The 22,314-nt window shown below is 75.1% G+C and carries 15 protein-coding genes and 2 riboswitches; of the genes, 7 read left to right on the top strand and 8 right to left on the bottom strand.

The window, feature by feature from the left end; translation table 11 throughout:
* Window positions 1–78 precede the first annotated feature (78 nt).
* Complete coding sequence (locus AB0G74_RS18900; RefSeq protein WP_361147549.1) at window positions 79–330, top strand: DUF6158 family protein; 252 nt, start codon at window positions 79–81, stop codon at window positions 328–330.
* A 77-nt stretch (window positions 331–407) separates the two neighbouring features.
* Here the strand turns inward: AB0G74_RS18900 and AB0G74_RS18895 are convergent, their stop codons facing one another.
* Window positions 408–1,451: an alpha/beta hydrolase-fold protein gene (locus AB0G74_RS18895; RefSeq protein ID WP_361147546.1), complete on the bottom strand. Its 1,044-nt coding sequence runs from the start codon at window positions 1,449–1,451 to the stop codon at window positions 408–410.
* A gap of 518 nt (window positions 1,452–1,969) precedes the next feature.
* On the opposite strand from AB0G74_RS18895, the gene AB0G74_RS18890 reads away from it, so the two are divergent.
* The 4 genes from AB0G74_RS18890 to AB0G74_RS18875 all read left to right on the top strand — a co-directional run bounded on the left by AB0G74_RS18890 (window position 1,970) and on the right by AB0G74_RS18875 (window position 9,410).
* A complete protein-coding gene (locus AB0G74_RS18890) occupies window positions 1,970–5,395 on the top strand; it encodes a phosphodiester glycosidase family protein (RefSeq protein WP_361147648.1) in 3,426 nt (1,141 codons plus the stop codon).
* Between the two features lie 291 nt (window positions 5,396–5,686).
* Entirely contained in the window at window positions 5,687–7,777 is a 2,091-nt protein-coding gene (locus tag AB0G74_RS18885; RefSeq protein ID WP_361147646.1) for a SpoIIE family protein phosphatase, read from the top strand.
* Window positions 7,778–7,861: 84 nt separating this feature from the next.
* A complete protein-coding gene (htpX, locus tag AB0G74_RS18880; RefSeq protein WP_361147543.1) occupies window positions 7,862–8,773 on the top strand; it encodes a zinc metalloprotease HtpX in 912 nt (303 codons plus the stop codon).
* 37 nt (window positions 8,774–8,810) lie between these two features.
* Entirely contained in the window at window positions 8,811–9,410 is a 600-nt protein-coding gene (locus tag AB0G74_RS18875; RefSeq protein WP_361147541.1) for a hypothetical protein, read from the top strand.
* Between the two features lie 46 nt (window positions 9,411–9,456).
* On the opposite strand, the gene AB0G74_RS18870 is transcribed toward AB0G74_RS18875, so the two are convergent.
* Window positions 9,457–10,506: an enoyl-CoA hydratase/isomerase family protein gene (locus AB0G74_RS18870; protein WP_361147538.1), complete on the bottom strand. Its 1,050-nt coding sequence runs from the start codon at window positions 10,504–10,506 to the stop codon at window positions 9,457–9,459.
* A 103-nt stretch (window positions 10,507–10,609) separates the two neighbouring features.
* Between AB0G74_RS18870 and AB0G74_RS18865 the strand changes: the two genes are divergently transcribed.
* Window positions 10,610–11,083 (top strand): hypothetical protein, encoded by a 474-nt coding sequence (locus AB0G74_RS18865; protein WP_361147535.1) that lies wholly within the window; start codon window positions 10,610–10,612, stop codon window positions 11,081–11,083.
* Window positions 11,084–11,230: 147 nt separating this feature from the next.
* Here AB0G74_RS18865 and AB0G74_RS18860 read toward each other — a convergent pair whose 3' ends face one another.
* The 6 genes from AB0G74_RS18860 to AB0G74_RS18835 all read right to left on the bottom strand — a co-directional run bounded on the left by AB0G74_RS18860 (window position 11,231) and on the right by AB0G74_RS18835 (window position 19,966).
* Complete coding sequence (locus AB0G74_RS18860; RefSeq protein WP_361147533.1) at window positions 11,231–12,199, bottom strand: helix-turn-helix domain-containing protein; 969 nt, start codon at window positions 12,197–12,199, stop codon at window positions 11,231–11,233.
* A 368-nt stretch (window positions 12,200–12,567) separates the two neighbouring features.
* A complete protein-coding gene (locus AB0G74_RS18855; protein ID WP_361147530.1) occupies window positions 12,568–13,350 on the bottom strand; it encodes an ECF transporter S component in 783 nt (260 codons plus the stop codon).
* 119 nt (window positions 13,351–13,469) lie between these two features.
* Window positions 13,470–15,128 carry an ATP-binding cassette domain-containing protein gene (locus AB0G74_RS18850; RefSeq protein WP_361147528.1) on the bottom strand — a complete coding sequence of 553 codons (1,659 nt, stop codon included), beginning with the start codon at window positions 15,126–15,128 and terminating at the stop codon, window positions 13,470–13,472.
* Window positions 15,125–16,342, bottom strand: a complete 1,218-nt coding sequence (locus tag AB0G74_RS18845) for a CbiQ family ECF transporter T component (protein ID WP_361147525.1) — start codon at window positions 16,340–16,342, stop codon at window positions 15,125–15,127. The genes AB0G74_RS18850 and AB0G74_RS18845 overlap by 4 nt, the downstream gene beginning before the upstream one ends.
* A gap of 4 nt (window positions 16,343–16,346) precedes the next feature.
* The gene (locus AB0G74_RS18840; protein WP_361147522.1) at window positions 16,347–17,303 is read right to left on the bottom strand and encodes a hypothetical protein; all 957 of its coding nucleotides are present in this window, start codon (window positions 17,301–17,303) and stop codon (window positions 16,347–16,349) included.
* Entirely contained in the window at window positions 17,300–19,966 is a 2,667-nt protein-coding gene (locus tag AB0G74_RS18835) for a prenyltransferase/squalene oxidase repeat-containing protein (protein ID WP_361147644.1), read from the bottom strand. Before AB0G74_RS18835 ends, AB0G74_RS18840 begins: the two co-directional genes overlap by 4 nt.
* A gap of 263 nt (window positions 19,967–20,229) precedes the next feature.
* Window positions 20,230–20,303, bottom strand: a riboswitch (cobalamin riboswitch).
* Between the two features lie 139 nt (window positions 20,304–20,442).
* A riboswitch (cobalamin riboswitch) is annotated at window positions 20,443–20,517 on the top strand.
* A 125-nt stretch (window positions 20,518–20,642) separates the two neighbouring features.
* On the opposite strand from AB0G74_RS18835, the gene AB0G74_RS18830 reads away from it, so the two are divergent.
* Window positions 20,643–22,085 (top strand): hypothetical protein, encoded by a 1,443-nt coding sequence (locus AB0G74_RS18830; protein WP_361147519.1) that lies wholly within the window; start codon window positions 20,643–20,645, stop codon window positions 22,083–22,085.
* The last annotated feature ends 229 nt before the right edge of the window (window positions 22,086–22,314 follow it).

Raw genomic sequence — 22,314 nt, 5'->3', positions numbered from 1 at the left:
ACCCGGAGTTCCGGAACCGGGACCCGGGAAACGGAGTCCGGCACGGGGGACCCGGCGCACGGAAAGGAGTACGGCCGTATGACACACGCCGAAGAGGAGCACCGGGGCATCGACGCCGCCCGGCTCGGTGAGCACGAGCTGATCCGCGAACTGGAGACCATCCACCGCAGCCGCCACGACACCCTGCTCCACGGCTCGGCGGCGGCGCTCGCCGCGCACACCACCCGGATGGCCGAGCTGGAGGAGGAGTATCTGCGCCGCCATCCGGACCGGCCGGTCGCCTCGGGCCGTACCCGCGCGGGTGCCCGGGCCCGCGAGCACCGCGACTGACGGGGCGTCCCGGGCGGGGTCGCGTACACCCGAGCCGCCGCCCGCCGCCGTCGGCCACCCGCCCCCGGCCGCCTCCGTCAGCCGCGCAGTGCCGTCAGCAGGAGGGGCAACGACGCCCGGAGTTCCCGGTTCCAGTACGCCGGGTCATGGGTCCCGGCATAGAAGTGCGTGGTCAGCCGGGCGCCCGCGGACCGCAGCAGCGGCGCGAGGGCCCGGTTCTCGTCCAGCATCACGGCCTCGGTGGGGGAGAGGACATCGGGCGGGAACGGGCGGTCGGGGTCCTCCAGGCCGGGGATGTGCTCGTCGGGCCCGGTGTCCGGGGGATCGAGCGGCCCCAGCCGCCCGTCGCCGCAGGACAGCCGGATCGGCACACCCGCCAGCCGCCGGGCCAGATACGCCGGGTCGTACGACTCCCAGATCGCCCGCTGGTGCTCCGGGTGGCCCCAGAGCGCCAGCCAGTCCAGGCCGAGATGGGCCATCGCGGCCCGGACCGCGCGCGGATGCCGGTGCGGATGGACGAAACCGCTGAAGCTCGCCACCGCCCGGAACGTCCCCGGATGGCGCGCGGTGTACGACAGCGCGCCGAAGCCGCCCTGCGACTCCCCGGCGACCGCGCGGCGCGGCCCGGCGCCGTACTCCCGCTCCATCAAGGGCAGCACCTCCCGCAGATGGAAGGTCTCGACCGCCGGGGGGCCGCCCGCGCCGTGGTTCCACCAGTCGCTGCAGAAGCCGAACAGCGGCATCGAGACCATCACCACCAGGGTGTGCCGCAGGGCCGGCCACGCCTGGATGCCGTAGTCCCGGGTCCACGACAGATGGTCGCCGTCGCCGCCGGGCAGCAGATACAGCGTCGGCCAGCGGTGGGCCGGGCGCCGGGCGTGCCAGCCCTCCGGGGTCAGCAGCCGGACCGGGGCGGGGCCGCCGAGCGCGGGCGACGCGACCGTCAGATCGACGATCCGCCGGCCGGTGTACGTCTCGTCCGTCACCCGGACCCGGGGCGGCGGCGCGTACCGCCCGGGCAGGGCCCGGGCGATCCCGGCCGCGCCGGTCGAGGCGGCCAGGGCGAGCGCCGCGGGCAGCAGGATCCGGCGCCTGGCCGGTCCGGGCGGTGGGGGAGCCATACGGGACACCTCGTCTCGAACGCGATCGGCCGACCGCGACATGCGGTGCGGTACGGCCCCGTCACCGCCCGAGTCTTCCGGCCCCCGGGCTCCCACGGCATCCGTCACACCCCTGACCGGCCCCCGAGACCACCCCTGAGGGGCCCCGGCCCGGCCGTCGGCGGACGACGTGCCGCCCGGGGCCGTACGCGGGCCCGCCGTTCGTCGTCCGTGCCTCTGCCGACGGGCCGGTCCCGGCGGGTACAGTCGCCCCCGCGCCGCCGTCACGGGGCGTGCCCGTGCCCCCGCAGCGCGCCATCCGCCGTCATCCGGGAGACGTCGTGGACCGAGGCAGAGCCCGCCGGACGTTCGTACTCGTCGCCGCGCTGTCGGCCCTGACGGCGGGGACCCCCGCCGTCGCCGCCGTCGGTACCGAAGCCCGCCCGGCGCCGACGGTCCGGGTCAACGGCCCCGCGCCCGGCCCCGGGACCTCTCCCGATACCGACGCCGATCCCCGGCCCGTACGGCCCGCCGACGCCCTGCGGCCCGTCGCGCCGCCACCGGCCAGTGCCCCGGCGGCCGGTTCCCCCGGCGCGGTACGGGTCGGCGCCGACGGGATCGAGACCGCGCGCGCCACCCGGCCCGTCGCCCCCGGGACCACCCTCACCTCCTACGACCGGCTGGAAGCCGACAAATGGCTCCGGGTCGACGCCCTCTCCGTCGACCTCGGCGCCCGGGGCGTCGAAGCCGGATATCTCTCCACCGGGACCGTCACCGGCCGCGACACCCTCAGTCGGTTCGCCGCCGCCCACGACCCCGGGCCCGGCCGGCGTACCGTCGCCGCCGTCAACGGCGACTTCTTCGACCTCAACGGGACCGGCGCCCCCCTCGGGCCGGGCATCCGCGACGGCGCCCCCACCCACTCGCCCGCGCCCGGCGCCGACCGGGCCGTCGGCATCGGCCCCGGCGGCACCGGCCGGATCCTCCGGCTCTCCTACCACGGCACCCTCGCCCTGCCGTCCGGCGAAACGCCCCTGACCGCGTACAACGCGGCGAACGTACCGCCCGGCGGGATCGGCGCCTACACCCCGGCCTGGGGGAGCGCCGACCGGGCCCTGACCGTGGACTCCGCTACCCCGGTCGCCGAAGCCCTCGTCCGGGACGGCCGGATCACCGCCGTCGCCGACCGGACCGGAACCGGCCCCGTCCCCGACGGCGCCACCGCCCTCGTCGGCCGGGAGGACGGCGCCCGGCGGCTGCTCGGCCTCCGCCCCGGCGACCCCGTCACCCTCACCCACCGGGCCGGTACCGGCTCGTCGTCGGTCCCGGTCCCCACCACCGCCGTCGGCGGCCGGGAACCCCTCGTGGTCGACGGGACGCCCGTCGACCACGAGGGGAAGCCGAACAACGCTCCCGCGCCCCGTACCGCCGTCGGCTTCGCCGAGGACGGCCGCACCATGCTGATCGTCACCGTCGACGGACGGCAGGCCGACAGCGGCGGAGTCACCCTCACCGAACTCGGCCGGATGATGCGCGACGCCGGTGCCCACGACGCCCTCAACCTCGACGGCGGCGGCTCCTCCACCCTCGCCGTCCGCGAACCCGGCGGCACCGCGCCCCGGATCGAGAACAGCCCGTCCGACGGTTCCGAACGCCCCGTACCCAACGGCCTGGTCATCACCGCGCCCGAGGGCGACGGCGTCCCGCGCGGCTTCCGGGTCGCCACCCGCACCGACCCGGCCGACGCGCCCACCGCCGCGCCGGTCCGCGGCGGACGACCCGACCGGGTCTTCCCCGGACTCACCCGGAAACTCACCGCCACCGGCTACGACGAGACCTACGGCCCCGCCGCCGGAGCCCCCCGCTGGCGCTCCACCGCGCCCGCCGTCGGCCGGACCGACGCCCGGGGCGTCTTCCACGCGGCCCGCCCCGGCACCACGACCGTACGCGCCGAACAGGGCCGGGCCCGGGGCGGCATCGCGCTCACCGTGCTAGGCCCGCTCACCTCGGTCGAACCCACCACCCGCCGGGTCTCCCTCCCCGACCCGGCCGCCACCGGCTCCTTCGGCCTCGTCGGCCGGGCCGCCGACGGCAGCACGGCGCCCCTGGAACCCGCCGACGTCACGCTCGACTACGACCGCGAACGGTTCGCCGTCACCGACGACGGCCGGGGCTCCTTCACCGTCGCCGCCCGCCCCGGCGCCGAAGGCGGCGCGGGCCGGATCACCGCCACCGCCGCCGGGGCCTCCGCCGTACTCGCCGTGACCGTCGGACTCACCGAACGGGAGACCTCGTCCTTCGACGACGCGGACGCCTGGACCTTCAGCCACGCCCGCGCCGCGGGCGCCGTCGCCCCCACCCCCGCAGGACACTCCGGCACCGGACTCGAACTCCGCTACGACTTCACCCGCTCCACCGCCACCCGCGCCGCCTACGCCGTCCCGCCGCGCGCCGTCCCCGTACCCGGCCGCCCGCACAGCCTCGGCCTTTGGATCGAGGGCGACGGACAGGGCGCCTGGCCCACCCTCCACCTCAAGGACGCGGCGGGCTCCGACCTGCTGCTGCGCGGCCCCTACGTCACCTGGACCGGATGGCGCCGGATCACCTTCGCCGTACCGCCCGACGCCGCCGCCCCCTTCTCCGTACACCGTTTCTATCTCGCCGAGACCGCCGCGAACCGCCAGTACACCGGGCGGATCGCGATCGACTCGCTGACGGCCCTCGTACCGCCCTCCGTCGATCTGCCGCCGCCACCGCGCCGGGCCGACCCGCTGATCGGCACCGCGGCGGCCGTCGCGGGCCGGGATTGGCGGTTCGCGGTGATGTCCGACGCCCAGTTCGTGGCCCGCGACCCCGACAGCGCCGTCGTCCGGCAGGCCCGGCGGACCCTCCGCGAGATCCGCGCCGAACGCCCCGACTTTCTGGTGATCAACGGCGACCTCGTCGACGAGGGGACACCCGCCGACCTCGCCTTCGCCCGCCGGATCCTGACCGAGGAACTGGGCACCTCGGTGCCCTGGTACTACGTACCGGGGAACCACGAGGTCATGGGCGGCCGGATCGACCACTTCACCGCCGAGTTCGGCCCCGCGAGCCGGGTCCTCGACCACCGGGGCACCCGGCTGATCACCCTCGACACCTCGTCCCTGTCGCTGCGCGGCGGCGGCCTCGCCCAGATCGCCCGGACCCGGGCCGCCCTCGACACCGCCGCCGGGGACCCCGCCGTCGGCTCGGTCCTGGTGATCGCCCACGTACCGCCCCGCGATCCGACCCCGCAGCGCGGCAGCCGGCTCGTGGACCGCAAGGAGGCGGCGCTGCTGGAGAGCTGGCTCGCCGAGTTCCGCCGGACCACCGGCAAGGGCGCGGCCCTGATCGGCGCCCATGTCGGTGTCTTCCACGCCGACCGGGTCGACGGCGTGCCGTATCTGATCAACGGCAACTCCGGCAAGGCGCCCGCGGGCCCGGCGGCGGACGGCGGCTTCACCGGCTGGTCGCTCGTCGGCGTCGACACCGAGGCGCCGGACCGCCGGGGCACCGCCGGGGCGGCCGGCCGCGAGGCCGCCCGGGTCCCGGCCGGCGCCGACACCGGCCGGGACCTGTCCGACGATTGGCTGACGGTGCAGGTCAGAGCCCATACGGATCGGCTCGCCCTGACCGCCCCGGCCGTCCTTCCGGCCGGAACGACGGCGACGGTCACCGCGACCCTCACCCAGGGCACCCGCCCGGTCCCGGCGGCCCACCCGGTGAGTACGGACTGGACGGTCTCCCCGGGCGTCGTCGTCGGCACTCCCGGTCACCATTCCCGGCTCCCGGCCCACGGCCGCCCGGCCGCCGTACTCGACCCCGCCACCGGCCGCCTCACGGCCCTGAGACCCGGCCGGATCACCCTCGCCGTCACGGTCTCCGGCCGGACGGCCCGTACGACGATCGACATCACGGCCCCCGCCGCCCCGCCCCGGCCCTGACCCGCCACAGCCCGGTACGGGCCGCTCACCCACGGCGGTCACACCCCACCGGGCTCGCCATGCGCGGCGGCGCGACTGCGGGCAGGGTGGTCATGAGCGGCGAGCGCCGTGGAGCGGTCGGCGGGCGCACGGCAGAGGAGGTGGTGGGGCGTGGGCGGTCCGCGCACACCGGGAGCCGCCACCGACGACGACGGAGCCGGGGACGGCGACGAGACGCGGTCCGGGTCCGGGACGGGGCCCGGGAACGAGGAGGCCGTCGAGACCCTGCTCTCCCGCGCCCTCGCCGACCTCATGGAGACCGTCCACGCCCACTCCGGAGCCGTCCATCTGCTCTCCGCCGACGGCACGGTCCTGGAGATGGCGATCAAGGCCGGACTGCCCCGGTCGTTCTCCGCGCCCTGGGAACGCGTCCCGCTCACCGCGCAGATGCCGCTCGCCGACGCCGTCCGCGAATCGACCGTCGTCTGGGTCTCAGGCGAGGAGGAGATGGCCCGCCGCTACCCCCGGATCGCCGTCGTCCTGCCGTACTCCTACTGTCTGGCCGCCTTCCCCGTCGCCGACGGCGACACCACCTACGGAGCCGTCTACGTCACCTGGCCCGGCTCCCACCCCGCCACCCTCTCCGCCCGGGAACGCACCGCACTCGCCGCCGCCGGGGAACGGCTCGCCCGCAGACTGCGCCGCGCCGTCGCCGCCGGCGCCGTGATCGCCGCCGGGACCGAACCCCTGCTGGCCGCCCCCGTGGCCCCGGCCGACCGGAGCACCGCCGCCGAGGCCGTACGGATGGCCGCCCGGATCCCGGACGGGCTCTGCGCCCTCGACGTCGAGGGCCGGGTCGTCTACGCCAACCCCGCCACCGCCCGGCTCCTCGGTGTCCCCGCCGACCGGCTCACCGGACGACGGCTCTGGAACGCCCTGCCCTGGCTCGACGACCCGGTCTACGAGGACCGCTACCGGGCGGCCATGCTCAGCCAGCAGCCCACCGCCTTCACCGTGCTCAAGCCCCCCAAGGAGTGGCTGATGTTCCGGCTCTACCCGGACCGCGGCGGTATCAGCGTCCAACTGCGCCCCGTCAGCCCCACGGGCACCGCAGGTTCCGCCGGTACCGGCACCGCGACCGGTTCCGCCACCGCCACCGGTACCGCACCCGCCCCGCACGGCAACCTGGTCTCCATCTCCCATATCCTCAGCCTCGCCGGCGCCCTCACCAAGGCCGTCGGAGTCGACGACGTCGTCGAGACCGTCGCCGACGAGATCATGCCCACCCTCGGCAGCGACGCCCTGGTCATGCTCGCGGCCGAGAACAACCGGCTACGCGTCCTCGGCCACCGCGGCTACCCCGACCCCGGGGTCATCGACCGCTGGGACGGCACCCCGCTGACCGCGCAGATACCCAGCGCCCGGATCCTCGCCACCGGCGTACCGTCGTTCTTCGAGACCCGGGCCGAGCTGGAACGCGTCTACCCGGCCCGGTTCGCCACCCCCGACGGCATGGCCGCCTGGGCGTATCTGCCGCTGATCGCCTCCGGCCGGCCGGTCGGCACCTGCGTCCTCGGCTACGCCCGCGAACACCGGTTCTCCCAGGACGAACGGGCCGTCCTCACCAGCCTCGGCGGACTCGTCGCCCAGGCACTGGAACGCGCCCGCCTCTACGACGTCAAACACCGGCTCGCCCAGGGACTCCAGTCGGCGCTGATGCCGCACTCCCTGCCGGTACTCGACGGCCTCGCGACCGCCGCCCGCTATCTGCCCGGCACCCACGGCATGGACATCGGCGGCGACTTCTACGACCTCATTCCCCTCACCGGCCCCGGGCACCCGCGCGGCGCCGCCGCCGTGATCGGCGACGTCCAGGGCCACAACGCCACGGCCGCCGGGCTGATGGGCCAGGTCAGAACCGCCGTCCGGGCCTTCACCGGCGTCGGCCAGACACCCGGCCGGGTCCTCGCGGGCACCAACCGGCTCCTGATCGACCTCGACGCCGAGCTCCTGGCCAGCTGCGCCTATCTCCATCTCGACCCGGTCGGCCGCCGGGCCCTGCTCGCCCGGGCCGGACACCCCCCGCCGCTGCTGCGGGAGCCCGACGGCCGGGTCCGGGCCCTGGAAGTGCCCGGCGGCCCGCTGCTCGGCGTCGACCCCCGCGCGGAGTACCCCGTCACCGAGGTACCGCTCGCCCCCGGATCCCTCCTCGTCCTCTACACCGACGGACTCGTCGAACGCCCCGGCGCCGATCTCGACGACGGGATCACGGAACTGGCCGAACGGCTCACCAGGGCCGGGAACGCCCCCCTCGAGGAGATCGCCGACGAGGTGATGAGCATGGTCGGCGGCCACCAGCGGGGCGACGACACCGCCCTCCTCCTGCTCGGCCCCCGGAGCTGACGCCCGCCCGCCGCCGGGCCGCCGGAAGGAGCACAATCGGAGGAAGAGAGACGGCACGCCGTACTGCGCCGCCCGGAGGCGATCATGGCCAGAACACCACGGTCCCGTTACGCACCGGACCGGGGACTCACCACCCGCATGGTGACCACGATGTTCCTGATCGGACTGTTGTACGTGGTCTTCGTGGGCGTCCTGCTGGCCCTGCTGCGCGGCGCCTGGCCGGTGATCCTGGTGGTCTCCGGCGCCCTGTTCGTCGCCCAGTTCTGGTTCAGCGACCGGATCACCGCGTACGGCATGGGCGCCCGTGAGGTCACCCCCGAGGAGCAGCCCGTACTGCACGGAGCCGTCGATCGCATCTGCGCCCTCGCCGATATGCCGAAACCCCGGGTCGCCATCGCCCGCAGCGACGTCCCCAACGCCTTCGCCACCGGCCGCAACGAGAAGACGGCCCTGGTCTGTGTCACCACCGGCCTGATGCGCAGACTGGAGCCCGAGGAACTGGAGGGCGTACTCGCCCACGAGCTGTCGCACGTCGCCCACCGGGACGTGGCCGTGATGACCGTCGCCTCCTTCCTGGGCGTACTCGCCGGACTGATGACCAGGATCGGGCTCTACAGCGGCCTCGGCCGCTCCCAGGGCAACAGCAACGCCGCCGTGGTGATGGCGCTGATCCCGCTGGTCAGCGCCGCCGTCTACGCGATCAGCTTTCTGCTCACCCGGCTGCTCTCCCGCTACCGCGAACTCTCCGCCGACCGGGCCGCCGCCCTCCTCACCGGCCGCCCCTCGGCACTCGCCTCCGCCCTGACCAAGGTCACCGGCGAAATGGCCAGGATCCCCACCCGGGACCTCCGCAAGGCGGAGCCGTACAACGCCTTCTGGTTCGCCCCCGCCTTCTCCTCCCGGGAGAGCCTGGGCCGGCTGCTCTCCTCGCACCCGACGCTGGAGCAGCGGCTGGAGCAGCTGGCCGCGATCAGCGCCCGGCCGGCCCGGCCGTGAATCCCGTGAACCCCGACCATCCGACGGAGGTGCCTTCGTGGGACTCCTCGACGCCATCCTCGGCCGCAGCCGGGCCGTACCCCCCGACCTCGACCGGCTCTTCGGCCTCCCGGGCGCCGCGATCACCCTGAACGCCGCCACCGGACTGGTCCCCACCGGCACCGGCTCCGTCTGCTTCGCCGGGGTCGAGGGCGGCGCGTTCCGCCGGGTCCAGGACGATGTCCGGGACCTCCTCGACACCGGTACCGACCCCGGCTCCCCGAGCTACCGCAAGGACACCTACGGCTATACGTGGCTGCTGCTGCGCCGCCCCGCCGACGACACGGTCTCCCTGGTCAACGACCTGCACGCGGTCAACACCCTGCTGGAGGAGGCCGGATTCGGGCCGCAGCTCCTCTGCTCCCTGGCAGCCTTCCACGACCCGGAGCCCGAACCCGGCCGGGACCGCGCGCTGGCCCTCGTCTATCTCTACAAACGGGGCACGTTCTACCCCTTCGCCCCGCTGCCGGGCGGAGTGGAGCGCCGCGACAACGCCCTGGAGATCGAGGTACGGGCACTCCTCGCCGACGATCTGCGGATCGAACCGGAGCTGAACCGCTGGTTCCCCGTCTGGGGCGCGCCCGGCCTCACCGACTGACGAGCTACAGGAGCTTCCCGCCGCTCCGGGACCGCCGACCGGAGGGTCAGACCAGGCCGAGCCCGCCGCCCGGAGCGGCGGCGAAGCACCGCTCGACGTCCGCCGCCGTGACCTCCGCGAGCGAACCCGGCGACCAGCGCGGCGCCCGGTCCTTGTCCACCACCTGGGCCCTTACCCCCTCCACCAGGTCGGGCCGGGTGAAGACGGCACACGACACCCGGTACTCCTGCTCCAGCACCGGCTCCAGGGCGCCCAGGGCCCGGGCCCGCCGCAGCGCCGCCAGCGTCACCTTCAACGAGGTCGGCGACCGGGTGAGGACGGTCTCCGCGGCCTCCTTCGCGGCCGGGTCGCCATGGGCCAGCAGCCGGCCGGTGATCTCCTCCACCGTATCGGCGGCGTAGCAGGAGTCGATCCACTCCCGGTGCCCGGCCAGCTCACCCGCCGGAGCGGTGGCGGCGTACCGCCCCACGACCTCCGCGACCTCGCCCCCGGCCAGCCCGGCGACGAGCCCCGGCAGGGCGGCGGACGGCACGAAATGGTCGGCGAGCCCGCACAGCAGCGCGTCCGCCGCGCCCACCGCCAGCCCGGTGAGCGCCAGATGCGTACCGAGCTCCCCGGGCGCGCGAGCCAGCAGATACGTACCGCCGACATCCGGTACGAACCCGATCCCCGTCTCAGGCATCGCCACCCTCGACCGCTCGGTGACGATCCGTACGGAACCGTGGGCCGAGACCCCGACCCCGCCGCCCATCACGATGCCGTCCATCACCGCCGCGTACGGTTTGCCGAACCGGGCGATCCGGGCGTTCAGCCGGTACTCGTCCCGCCAGAACGCGAACGACTCCCGGCCGCCCGCCAGGGCGTCCTCGCGGATGGCCCGGATGTCGCCGCCCGCGCAGAGCCCCCGCTCACCGGCGCCCGTGAGGACCACCACCGCCACCGCCGGATCGGCCTCGAACCGGTCCAGCGCTTCGGCCACCGCCCGGACCATCGGCCGGGTCAGCGCGTTGAGCGCGGCGGGCCGGTTCAGGGTGATGTACCCGGCGCGGCCCGCCACCCGGGTCAGTACGGCGGATTCGGTGTCCTCGGCGGCCATCCGGCGGCTCCCTTCCCTGGAACGGATCTCGCCCGCCATCCTCGCCCCCGGACTCGCCACCGCGTCAATCCCGCCCCGGCCGCGGGCCCGTAGGGTGCGGACGGTGACCTACGACATCATGTTCCTGCGGGTCCCCCCGGGCCGTACCTTCGACGAGACCCTGACGGAGCTCAACTCCGGCTACGACCCGGACGCCGACCCCGTGCCCATGAACCTCACCGGCGAACTGCGGGCCGTCTGGGACGAGCTCGTCGAGCGGGTGTCGCGGGAGGTGGGCCCGGTCACCACCGAGGAGTTCCCGTACAGCCTGACCCTCTGGCGCGACGGGCCCGCCGGTCATCTGCAACTGGACTACACGGGCGACACGGCGGGTATCGAGATCCCCTACCGCTACCCGGGGCGGCAAGCACTGCCGATCATGACGGAGGCGTACCGGATCGCCCGGATAGTGGAGGAGGTGGGCGGTCTCGAAGGCTACGACCACGAGGTCGGCCAACCCGTCCGGACCGGCGACGTCGATCGGGCGGCGGCCCGGCTCGGCGGCGTCGCCGACTGGGCGCAGACGCTCTTCACCTGACCGGCGAGCGGCCCCGCCCGTGACATCGCGGCGGGGCCGCCCGGTGCCGGGAGGAAACCGGCCCTGCCGACCGTCCCGGTGCCGGTCCGGGCCCGGATGGCCCGCCGGTCGTCGGCCCGTCGTCGCCGGTGCGCGCAACGGCCTCGGCTATCCGCGCACCGTCAGATCGCGGGAGGCCCGGTATTCGCTCGGCGACATGCCGTAGGTGGATTTGAACAACCGGCTGAAATGGGCGTGGTCCGGGAACCCCCAGCGCGCCGCGACCGCGTGCACGGGCCGGTCGTGCTGCCGGGGATCCGCCAGGGCCCGGCGGCACCGCTCCAGCCGCCGGGTCCGGATCAGCGCCGCCGGGGTCGTCCCCTCGGCGGCGAGCACCTGCTGAAGCCGGCGCAGGGACACATGGTGGGCGGCGGCGAGAGTCCGGGGGGTCAGCTCCGGGTCGCCGAGATTATCCCGGACGAAGGCGTCGGCCCGGGCGAGCAGCGACCGGTCCCGGCTCTCGGCGGGCAGCCGGGGCGGGACGTCCAGCTCCTGTGCGATCAGTACGGCCAGCAGGTCGACGGCGATGTCGAGCAGCCGGTGGAACTCCGGCGGACGGCCGGGGCCGTCGTCCCGGGAGACCTCGTCCAGGCAGCGGGCGAGGACCGCCCCGCTGCCCGTGTCCCCCGGGAGCCTTCTGGCCACCAGCGAGTGGACCTGAGCCGGGGGCGCCGGTACCAGGGACTTGTCGACGAGGAACACGTCGTGGACGCCGTCGTAGAGGGCGTGGAAGGGGCGCGAGGAGTCGAGGATCATCAGATCGCCCGGCCCGATCACGGTCTCGCGCCCCGACTGGGCCACGCCGGAGGTGCCGGAGCGCACGGAGACGAACAGATACCGGTCGGGGTCCGAATGCCGGATCAGCCGGGGGGTACGCCGGGTGTGCAGCCTCGACCGCAGCGACGCCCGCGCCACCACCTGACCCTCGCGGCCCCGGACCAGCGCCGAAGCCCGGAAGTCGGCGTCGTCGGAGCTTTTCAGGGTCTGTGGGATACCTGTCAGGTCGGTCAGGGCGTGCCACTCGTCGAAGCGCTCGCGCTCGGGCAGGTCCGTGGTGCTGAACTTCAGGTCGATCAACGGGTCCCCCGTATCGCTGGGAGGCGGGTCGCGTCGCCGGTACGGCCGCGAGGGCCCGGGCGGCGATGAGCGGATCCCGCCGCTCCGCACCCCTCCCGCACACGGCATCGGTCCGCCGCGCCGGGGTGCCGAGCACAGGTTCTCGGCTCGGTCCGGATCGTGTGCGCACCGGCGGTACGGCACCGGGCGCCGTCACCGGACCCCGCCGCCGGTCCGCGTCCCAGCCTGCCCACCGCCCCCGCCCCCGGGCAACAATGTTCGGCTGTCCGGGACAGCCGCCTGCCGCGTTTGTGCCGCTCAGGGCCCGGCGGCGGGTTGCTCCGCATTGTTCGGCGGGCGCGGTCCGGGGGTCTTCGAACGGATCCCCGTCATGACGCGGGGCCCGTTCCCGGCTGTCCGGGCGGCGGTTCGAACCGGACCGGTGCCTGGAACCGGGCCCGGCGGGCCGCCCTCCGCAGCACCGTCAGCACGGCCGGGCCCGCCAGCACGATCGCCACGAAGTTGGTGACCGCGCGGCCCGTGTCCCAGCCCAGGGACGTCGCCAGGTCGAAGGCGACGTACCGCTGCCACTGCTCCGTGAACGGCAGCCCCGGCAGATAGGCGATCGAACTCCCCGGATCGACCGAGAACGGCCAGAAGGAGAGATTGAGCAGAAAGCCGAAGAGATAGCCGGAGAAGGAGCCGTAGACCGCGAGCAGCAGTACCTCCCGGCGGCCCGACGCCCTGGGCAGGAACCCGGCGAGCATCCCGACGAAGGCACAGCCGAACATCTGGTACGGCATCCACGGGCCCACCCCGCCCGTGATCAGCGCCGAGGCGAAGAGCGACGTACAGCCCAGGGTGAAGCCGAAGCCCGGTCCGTACACCCGGCCCGCGAGCACCAGGACGAAGAAGACCGTCTCCACGCCCGCCGTGCCCGCGCCCAGGGGACGCAGCGCCGCGTTCACGGCCGACAGCACGCCCAGCATCGCCAGCGCCTTGGAGCTGATACCGCCCTCGGCGATCTCGGAGATCACCACGGAGAGCACCAGGACCAGCAGGACGCCGAAGATCAGCGGCGGCGCGTAGTGCGAGGCGAACTTCCCCGGCGCCACCACGAACGGCCAGAAGAAGGCGACCAGACCGAGGAACGCGGCCAGGGCGATCACCACCCCGGCGCGCGGCCCGATCCTGATGGCGGGAGCCGGGGGACTCCACCCGGAGGCCGAAGCCCGGGTCCCAGGCGTCCGGTCCTTCTCCGGGGCCCCCTCCGGTTTCCGCGCGTCCCCGCTCACCCCGCCCCACCCGCCCCGGCCAGGACCTCCGCCACCTGTCCCACCGTCAGATACGGCAGCGGCGCGACCACCTTCGCGACCTGCGGCGCGAACACCGGCGACGCCACGATCACCTCCGGCGTCGGCCCGTCCGCGACCACATCGCCCTCCGCCATCACCACCACCCGGTCCGCCGCCCGGGCCACGAACTCCACGTCATGGGTGGCGATCACCACCGAGCGGCCCTCCCGGGCCAGCCCGTCCACGATCCCCGCCAACTGCTCCTTCGCCCGGTAGTCCAGCCCCCGGGTCGGCTCGTCCAGCAGGACCACCGGCGGGGCCGCCGTCAGCTGGATCGCCAGGACCAGGGCCAGTTTCTGGCCCTCCGACAGATCCCGGGGATGCGTGGTGTCCGCCACCCCCGGCACCAGCCGGTCGAGGATCCGCCGGGCCGGGACCGGCGGCCGGCCCGTCGCGACGACCGCCGACTCCCGGTCCGCCTGCGCCAGCTCCTGCGCCACGCTCTCCAGATAGAGCAGATCCGTCGCGGTCTGCGGTACGAGCCCCACCAGCCGCCGCGCCTCGGCCGCCGACACCTTCCCCGGATCGCCGCCCCCGTCGGGACCGGCCGGGCCGACCCGGACACTGCCCGCCTGCCGGGGACCGGACCCCTGGAGCGCCCAGAGCAGCGACGACTTCCCCGAGCCGTTCCGGCCCATCAGCGCCGTCACCTCACCCGCCCGTAGTTCGACCGCGACCTCGCGGACGGCGGGCACTCCCCGGTAGGAGACCGTCACACCCCGCGCGGCCAGTACCGTCGCCGCGTCCGCCGGGGGAGCGGGCCGCGCCGGGGGCGGCGGCTGACCCGCGAGCCTGGTCCGCAGCGGTACGGCGGCCCGCCGGGCGTCGCGGATCGACAGCGGCAGCGGGGTCCAGCCCGCCGCCCGGCCCAGCTCCACCACCGGCGGCGCGATGTCCGAGCCCCGGAACACCTCGGCGGGCGGCCCCGACACGACCCGCCCGTCACCCGGCAGATGCAGGACCCGGTCCGCGTACTGCACCACCCGCTCCAGCCGGTGCTCCGCCACCAGGACCGTCACGCCCAGATCGTGGACGAGCCGGGTGACCGCGGCCAGGACCTCTTCCGCCGCCGTGGGATCCAGTGCCGACGTCGGCTCGTCCAGGACCAGGACCCGGGGATGGGCCGTCAGTACGGAGCCGATCGCCACCCGCTGCTGCTGGCCGCCGGAGAGTTCGTACAGCGCGCGGTGCCGCAGATCGGCCAGGCCCAGCAGGTCGAGGGTCTCCTCCACCCGTTTACGCATCGTCGACGGCTCGACCGCCAGCTGTTCCATGGCGTACGCCAGCTCTTCCTCGACGGTGTCCGTGACGAATCCGTCCAGCGGATCCTGGCCCACCACGCCCACCACATCGGCCAGCTCACGCGGCGGATGACCGGCCGTGTCCCGGCCGTCGACCACGACCCGGCCGAAGAGGGTGCCGCCGGTGAAGTGCGGCACCAGCCCGTTGACCGCCCCCAGCAGGGTCGACTTCCCCACTCCGGTATGTCCGGTGACCAGGCACAGCTCACCCTCCTCCACGGTCAGATCGACATCGCGCAGTACGGGTTCGGCGGTGTCGTCGTAGACGACGGAGACCTGTTCGAAGGTGATCACAGGGCGTCCTCGGTACGGCGCGCGGCGGCGCGCGGGGCGGTACCGGCCCGGCGGGCCGGAGAGGGGGACTCAGCGGCCGGGGCCGGGGGAGCGGGGGGAGGTGCCAGGAACCCGGCCGCCCCGGCCAGCAGCACCGCCGCCGCCGGGACCAGCGGCAGCGACGGCCAGCCCAGCGGATACAGCGACGGATTCAGCTCGGCCGGATCGAACCCGGCACCGCTGAACAGCAGTACGGCCGAGAGCACCCCGCACCCCGCGACCGCCCACTCCGGCAGCCGCCACGGGTCGGGCCGGTAGACGGTACGCGTCACCCGCCGCCCGCCCAGCCGCAGCCCCGCCACGCACAGCACCGCGCCGACGGCCATCGCGGGCAGCCCCAGCAGCCGGGGCGCCGTCGCGTCGAGCAGCCCGTACGCCCCCGCGCACAGTCCGCACATCCCGAGCAGCATCAGCACGCCCGTCACCCGGCGCGACGCCCGGGTCGCCGATCCCGCCCGGCCGTAGCCCCGCGAGTCCATCGCGGCGGCCAGCCGCAGCGACCGCTCCAGCGCGTCCTCCAGTACCGGCACCACGATTCCGCGCAGCGCCCGCAGCCCCTTGGCGCGGCCCGCGCGCAGCCGCCGGGCCCGGTGCACCCGCCGTACGCTCTGCACCAGCTGGGGCGCGACGCTGATGGAGACGGTGACGGCGACCCCGAGTTCGTAGAGCGCCCCCGGCAGGATCCGCAGCGCCCGCTTCGGGTTTGCCAGCGTGTTGGCCGCGCCGATGCAGCAGAGCATGCACGCCAGCCGCAGCCCCTCCGTCGCCGCCGACAGCAGCGCCTCCAGCGATACCGGGCCGCCGATGCGGATCCCCGCGTACCAGTCCGGGGTCGGCACCGTCGGGAGGGAGAAGAGGAAATGGTCGTCGGGGGTGATCCCGGTCCCGAACACGGCCCGGAACACCACCCGGACCGCGATCACGATCAGCGCCAGATACAGGTAGTAGTGGAAGCCCCGGGCCCAGGGCGCCTCGGTCCGCCGTACGGTGACGACATAGCCGAGGACCGCGAGGACCAGAAGCAGCAGCAGCGGGTTGTTGGTCCGGCTCACCGCCGTGGCCAGCGCCAGTGCCCAGATCCACCAGGCGACCGGGTGCAGCAGCCGGGGCAGCCGCCGGCCGCGCCGGTCCGGAGCGGAGGGTCCGCTGCCGGTGTCGGTGTCGGTTTCCGCCACCCGGCTACTCCGTACGGCGGCGGCGCCGCACGGTGATCGCGGCGGCGGCACCCAGCAGCACCACCAGAACGGCGGTGGCGACCACGGGGACCACGGAACCCGGGTCGTGGTCGGCTTCCTCGGCCGGGGCGGCGTCGACCACCCGGGGAGTGTTCCCGGGCGCGGCGACGGCCGCCGGGGACGATGACCCGGCCGACGGCGACGGAGCCGGCGATCCGGGCGCCGACGGCGCGGGGGAGGCCGACGGCCGTGCCGTGACCGGCGGCTTCGGGGCGGCCGGTGCCGAGGGGGCGGTGGAGCGGACGGGGGCGGGTCCGGTGTCCGTACCGGGCGGCGGCGGGGGTGCCTGCGCCGTCGACCGGGGCCGTTCGGCGGTGCCGCCCACCGGCCGGGTGTTGTGGGCCCGCAGCTGGTCGGGGGTGACCTTCGGCCGCCCCTTCGTCCCGCCGATATCCGTCCCGCCGAAGATCCACAGATCGACGCTGCCCGGCTTCGGCTCGTAGAGCATCGCCCCGAGCTGGCTGTACTCCCAGGTGTTCTCGCCCGGGTCGGCGTGCCAGTACGACCAGTAGGCCGACGCGGGCGGCGTCAGTACGCAGTCCTCCTGCTCCGGCGGCGGGAACATCTTCCCGTCCCGGTGCCCGCTGTAGCCGATCCGGCAGATGAACGCCGGACCGTCGTGGCCCGTGCCCGCGGTCCGCCAGCCGCCCTGGTTCAGCAGCTCGTATCCGGTCGTCGGGGTCGTGCCGCAGGACCGGTAGACCGGCCCGCCCCAGCGGCTGAAGTCGACCGCGAGCACCGCGCCCGACGAGGTGGTGCACCGGCCCATGGGCTGGGGGTCGGCGGCGGCCGGGGAGACCGGGGCGCCGAGCGCCGCGATCAGCCCCAGGGCGGCGGCCGCCCGTACGGGGCCCCGGGCGAAACGGCCCCCCGACCGTCCGTCCGGGCGTCCCCGCGTCACCGGCGCCGCCCCGCGCCGCGACGGCGGACCACGACGATCGCGCCCGCGCCCGCGACCAGCAGCGCCACGGCGATCCCGGCGAAGGTCAGCGCGTTCGTCCCGGTCGACGCCAGCCGGCCGCCGCCGCCCTGGACGCCTGGGCCGCCGGAGGTCCCGGCGCCGCCTGTCGAACCGCCCGAGGAGTCCCCGGGGGTGACGATGACCGGCGGCTTGCCGTCGGTGCCGGGGCCCGGGTCCGGCTGTGGCGAGGTTCCGGCCAGGCTCCGCTTCAGCACCGCGAAGGAGATCCCCGTCGTACCGCCGACCGCCTGCGTCGAGGCCCGTACGTCCGAGCCCGGCTGGCCGCCCTTGTTGATGGTGAAGCCGCCGTCGGGGTTCTGCCGCTCGGCCAGGAACGTCCGGGCCTTCGCGATCTTCGCCCGGTGGGCCGGGGCGTCCAGGCTCAACCCCTGCACCGCCAGGGCGGCCGAGTTCACCGAGTTCCCGGCGGCGCCCGGGAAACCGCCGTCGGAGAGCTGGCGTCCGGCCAGCCAGGCCAGGGCCCGCTGCACCGCCGCGTCCGCCTCCGCCCCGCCGACCAGGTCGAGGGCCATCGCGGCCATCGCCGTGGAGTCCACGTCCTGGTCGTTCGGGTCGGTCGCCGGGAGCACGCTCGGCCAGGCACCCGAGTCCTTCTGGAGGGAGAGCAGATAGCCGGCCGGCTTCGCCGCCGCCTCCCGCTCGCCCGCCCGCACCTGCGCGATGACGCCCAGCGACTGGCCGAAGACCGACTCCGCGTTCCGGTAGTTGCCCGCCGCGGCACAGCCGTCGGTCTCGGCGGCGGCCGGGCAGACCGCCTCGTCGAGGGCGGCGATCAGATCCCGCCCGCCGAACTTCCGGGGGTCCCGGCCCACCACCTGGGCGAGCAGGGCCGCCTTGCCGATCGAGCCGCCGGACGGCCGTTCGGTGCCCGCCCGGGTCCAGTCGTGGAGGGTACGGTTCTCGCCGTCCCGGCCGCCCCGGTCGAGGAAGTCCACGACGCCCCGGAGCTTGTTGTCGTCATGGCCCGTGGCGGCCAGGGCGAAGGCCCCGTCGATGGTCAGCCCGAAGTCGGCCCGCCGGGTGCCGGGGACCGCGTAGTAACGGCCCCTCAGCAGCCGCTCGGAGTGGGTGAGATAGGCCACGCCCTTCTTCAGGTCGGGGCGCTTCCCGTCGCCGTCGCCCGGCTCGCCGGGGCCGCCGGGCTCACCCGGACCCGGCTCCTCCGGGTCCGGCGGGATCACCTTCGCGACCAGCGACCCCAGATCGGTGTCCGCCCCCGCCAGCGCGGCGGCCGAGGTCGGGAAGAGATGAGGGTCCAGAGCCATCTCGTCGCTGCTGAACCCGCCCAGCGGGAACTGCTGCCGGGCCAGCCAGGCGACCGCCCTGTCCGCCCGGGCCCGGTCGCCGACGGCCCGCAGGGCCTGGGCGGCCAGCGCCGTGGTGGTGACATCGGCGGCGCCGGTGCCACCGGTGTAGCCGGGCAGCGACCCGTCGGGGCGCTGCTGGTCGCGGAGATGGCCGACCGTCTCCGCCAGGGCGCCGTCGTAGCCGCCCGCCGCCTCCAGGGCGAGGGCGATCAGGGCCGTGGCGCGCGGCTCGCCGTCGCACCGCTTGCCCGGCGGATGGAGCAGCGAGCCGTGGCCGCCGTCGGCGCATTCGAGCCGGGTCAGCCGGGCCACCGCCGCCTCCGGCGGGGTGACCTCCGCCCGGACCAGGGCGAGCACCGCCAGCGCCTGCGCCTCGGTACTCCCGGCGTGGCGGAAGTCGCCCTCCGTCCGGCAGCCCGGCCGGGGCGAGCCCGGTACGGGCGCGGGGCAGACCGCCGCCCGCAGATCACCGGTCAGATCGTGGCCGCCGAAGTCCGCCGGATCCTTCCCGGTGATCTCCGCCAGCAGGGCCAGCCGGGCGGCGGCCTCCGGATCGGGCGCCTCGCCCCCGCCGCGCGGATAGGCGTACGCGGTGGTCCCGGCGCGCAGATAGGCCGTCACCCGGTCCAGGGCGGAGCCCGTGCCCACCGTCGCCGCGATCGTATAGGCGGCCTCGGTGGTGAGCAGATGGCTCGGGGTGTCCGGGGCGATCTCGACCCGCTCCCCGTCCACCAGCTGCCCTCGGGACCAGGCACCGGCCGCCCTGACGCGGATCTCGTCGGCGCCGAGCCCCGCCCGGACCTGGTCGGGCGTGAAGGAGGGCTTGCCGCCCGCGCCGCCGATCTCGGTGGCGCCGAAGACCCAGGCGTCCACATCCCCCGGCTTCAGCTTCCGCCCCATCGCGCCGAGATCGCTGTACCGCCAGTCCTTGGCGCCGCGCGCGGCCACCCAGTACGACCAGTACGCGTCGGCGGACGGGGTGTCGACGCACTTCTCCCGGTCCGGCGTCGGATACGCCTTACCGTCCGGCGCGGAGGTGTGCCCGATCCGGCAGATGAACGCGTCCCCGTCGTGCCCGGTCCCGGTGGTACGGAACCCGCCCGCTTTCAGCAGCTCGTATCCCGTGGTCGGGGTGGTGTCACAGCCCCGGACGACGGATCCGCCGAAGGCGCCGAAGTCCACCGCGACCACCGCGCCCCTGGCAGAGGTGCACTCCTCCGGCGCCCCGGCGGCGGCCGGGGGAGCGGCGGCGTAGGCGGTCCCCGAACCCAGCAGCAGTAACGCGGCGAAGCCGGAGACACCGCGCAGTACGGCCGACCGGACCGCCCCCGGCCCGGCACCGCGCGTCCGCCGCCGGGTCCGCCACCACCGGTCGGCGCGCTGCTCTGTCCTTCGGTACGTCCCCACCACGGCCCCTCGGGTCGTCCGGCGGGCCCGGCACGTGGCGGGCGGCCCCACGGCACGGCACGTACACCGGCGGGGCGGTCGACCACGCCGTAGTCCGCGACGGCGCTTCTCGCATCAAGTGCACCCGCCCCAGGCAGTCCGGCTCGCCCGCCGTACGGCGGGCCCACGGTTGCGGGTCAGCGCCGGATTCCCACCGGCTTCCCCTGGAGCTGAGCATGTATCAGCCGGATTGGAACACGCGGCCGAAGAGACCGTCAAGACTACCCCCTACCTCCCGAACGGTCCCCTATCGGGCCCGGTGGCGCGGCAGTTGGGGCTCGGGTACCGTCCAGGGCTGTCACATGGGGGAATCCGGTGGGAATCCGGGACTGACGCGCAACGGTGTGGGACGGCGGCAGCCGTACCGAGTCCGAATGCCCATGCGGCGACGTACCACCAGGAAGCCGTTACCTCGCGTTCGGACGGCGGCCCCCGCCCCGCCCCGCGCCACCACGGCCCAGGCGGAGCGGACCGGCCGGCGTTCCCCCGACAAGGAGCAGGCCATATGTCCCGTACCCCCCGCGTCCCGACCGCCGCACCCCTCACCCGGCGCCGCGCGCCCCGCGCCCTCGCCGTCACGGCCCTCGCCGCCGCCCTCGCGCTCGGCGCCCCCACCGCGTCCGCCACCTCCACCCCGGCCCAGATCGCCACCTCGAAGACCAACGGCGTCGCCTACCTCAAGACCCTCCAGGCCGCCGACGGCTCGTACGCCGGATCCGGACTCTCCAACGAGTGGGCGTTCAGCGCCTTCGCCGCCGCCGGAACCGCCCCCGTCGACGTCGCCCCCGGCGGCGACACCACCAAGAACGCCCGTACCGTCTACCGCAATCTGCTCGCCACCCCCGGCTGGCCCTCCGCCACCCCCAAGGCCACCGACTACGAACGCGGCATCCTCAACGCCCACGCCGCCGGAATCGACCCGGCCCGGGTCTCCGCCTCCCGCAATCTGATCGCCGACCTCTACGGCTACTGGCAGACCGCCGAAACCGGCTACTTCGGCCCCTCCGCCAACTTCAACGGCACCGTCTTCGCCGGGCTCGCCCTGGCCGGCGCCCAGACCCAGACCGGAGTACGACGCGTCCCCCAGGCCCTCCTCGACTCCGTCGTCACCCGGATCCGGGCCAACCAGCACGACGACGGCGGCTGGGGCTACCAGAAGGCCGAGGGCGACCCCGTCCGGCTGGCCGAACCCGGCGACATCGACATGACCGGCGCCGCGATGGCCGCCCTCTGCACCTCCGGCGTCCCCAACACCGACCCCGACGTCGTCGCCGCCCGCACCTTCCTCGCGAACTCGCTGATCAGCTCGTCCGGCGCGTTCGACGCCATGTACGGCATCAACTCCAGCTCCAACGGCTGGGCCGTCTCCGGACTCAACGCCTGCGGTATCAACCCCCAGACCGGGGACTTCCTCACTCCCGCCGGAAAGACCCCGATCGACTTCCTGATCTCCCTCCAGTTCAACCCGGCCGGCGGCTTCCGCTACAAGCCCGCCGACGGCTCTCCGTCCGCCTACTCCTCCACCGATGCCCTGCGCGCCGTCGCGGGCGGCGGCTTCACCAGCGCCCCGGCGATCCCGACGACCCCCGGCGCGCCCCGCTGGGTCGCCCAGAGCGCCTTCACCCCCGGCACCGCGACCAAGCTGGCCCTCACCGTCGACAACGGCACCGGCGCGCCCAAGGTCTGCTCCGTCGCCCTGACACCCACCGCGACCACGACCACCCTCGGCGCCGTCCTCGACGCCGCGACCGGCGCCGCCACCCCGGCGGGCTGCGTCACCTCCGTCACCCCGGCCACCGGCACCGGGACCGTCACCGCCGTCAACGGCACCGCCAACGGCGGCACCAGCACCTGGAAGGCGAGCGTCGACGGCTCGGCCTTCACCGCCGCCGCCCGCGACCGGGTGATCGGCGTCGGCGACACCATCGCCCTGCGCTACGGCTCCTGACCCGACGGCGGTGGTACGGGCCCGCCCCCGGGCCTTTACCACCGCCCCGCCCCGCCTGCGCCCGCGACCCGCTCCGTCCGGTGACGCGGCCCCGGTCCGGCGTGTACGGCACCGGTCCGCGCACTCGCGACGCGGCCCGGGGACCGGCCCGTACCCACTCCCCGCCCGCCCGGCCATACTGGTCCGGCAAGGGGGAGCACGGAGCACACCGACGGGGGCGACCGAAGGC

It is taken from the genome of Streptomyces sp. NPDC020875, from assembly GCF_040641415.1.
Classification (GTDB): domain Bacteria; phylum Actinomycetota; class Actinomycetes; order Streptomycetales; family Streptomycetaceae; genus Streptomyces.
Note: the sequence above shows the minus strand (reverse complement) of the source record. Positions and strands in the feature narration are given on the sequence as shown.

Bases quoted from the DNA above. Each gene is read 5' to 3' on its own strand.
- AB0G74_RS18895 (WP_361147546.1), bottom strand. From the start codon at position 1,451: ATGGCTCCCCCACCGCCCGGACCGGCCAGGCGCCGGATCCTGCTGCCC.
- AB0G74_RS18885 (WP_361147646.1), top strand. From the start codon at position 5,687: ATGGAGACCGTCCACGCCCACTCCGGAGCCGTCCATCTGCTCTCCGCC.
- AB0G74_RS18900 (WP_361147549.1), top strand. From the start codon at position 79: ATGACACACGCCGAAGAGGAGCACCGGGGCATCGACGCCGCCCGGCTC.
- htpX (WP_361147543.1), top strand. From the start codon at position 7,862: ATGGCCAGAACACCACGGTCCCGTTACGCACCGGACCGGGGACTCACC.
- AB0G74_RS18830 (WP_361147519.1), top strand. From the start codon at position 20,643: ATGTCCCGTACCCCCCGCGTCCCGACCGCCGCACCCCTCACCCGGCGC.
- AB0G74_RS18870 (WP_361147538.1), bottom strand. From the start codon at position 10,506: ATGGCCGCCGAGGACACCGAATCCGCCGTACTGACCCGGGTGGCGGGC.